Below are 1,185 nucleotides of genomic sequence, written 5' to 3'. Positions count from 1 at the left end.
AGGGCCGGCTGACAGTCGAGCAGGACCCGCTTGGGGCGGTGACGGCGTATCAGTACGACGACGCCGGGCGCTTGGTGGCGCTGTTTCCGGGGGACGATGAGCCGACGTCCTACGAGCATGACAACGGTTTCGTGCGGGTCGTAAGGCGTGGGTTTGCCGTCTGGAAATATGAGCGCAATGACCAAGGCGACGTCATTCGTAAGACCGATCCTGACGGCAATATCACGGACTACAGCTACAACAAATATGGGCAGCTGACGGGGGTTTGGTTTCCCGATAACAGTTGCCATCGGCTGGTCTGGAATGAGCGCGGGCAGTTGCTTGAGGAGCTGCTGCCCAATGGGGGTATCAAGCGTTATCGCTATGACGATCTTGGTCGTCAGATCACGCGGGAAGATGAGCACGGCAAGCTCACACAGTACCAACGGGACGCTGCCGGGCGCCTGCGAAAACTGACCCTTCCAGGCGGCGCGACGCGCGAATACAGCTACAACGCCTACGGAAAAATCACCGCCGAACACGACGAACTCGGCCACGTCACCCGTTACGAATACGCCGACGGCCTGCACCTGATCAGCCGCCGAATCAACGCCGATGGCACCCACGTTAAGTATCGCTACGACAATGCGCGCCTGCTGCTGACCTCGATCGAAAACGAGGCAGGCGAAACCTACCAACTCGCTTACCACCCCAACGGCCTGATCCAGCAGGAAATCGGCTTTGACGGCCAGCGCACGGCTTACGTGTATGACCTCAACGGCAACCTGGCGGAAAAAACCGAACACGGCGACGACGGCAGTCAGCTCGTTACCCGTTACAAGCGAGACCACGCCGGCCGCCTCATAAGAAAAACCCTGCCAGACGGCAATGTTGTCGACTATGCCTACGACCGCCAAGGCAACCTCCTAAGCGTCGACGACGGCCACTGGGCGCTGGCCTACGAGTACGACCCACAAAACCGCCTCACCGCCGAACACCAAGGCTGGGGCACCTTGCGCTATGGCTACGACGCCTGCGGCCAACTGCACAAACTGCGCCTGCCAGACAATAACCGCCTCACCTTCAACCACGACAAAGGCGGCCACCTTTCCACCGTCGAGCTGAATGGCGAAACCCTCACCTCCCACCTGTTCAAAACCGGCCGCGAACACCAACGCCAGCAGGGCCAGCTCCTCAGTCACTACC

General features: G+C 60.2%; 1 pseudogene. It reads left to right on the top strand.

Annotation, left to right across the window (positions count from 1 at the left end):
- A pseudogene (locus GIW48_RS29645) lies at nucleotides 1-1,185 on the top strand (type IV secretion protein Rhs); the annotation flags it as partial.

The organism is Pseudomonas sp. PA-6-3C (assembly GCF_021605825.1).
Taxonomy (GTDB): Bacteria; Pseudomonadota; Gammaproteobacteria; order Pseudomonadales; family Pseudomonadaceae; genus Aquipseudomonas; species Aquipseudomonas edaphica.
This window is presented reverse-complemented; position numbering and strand designations above follow the sequence as displayed.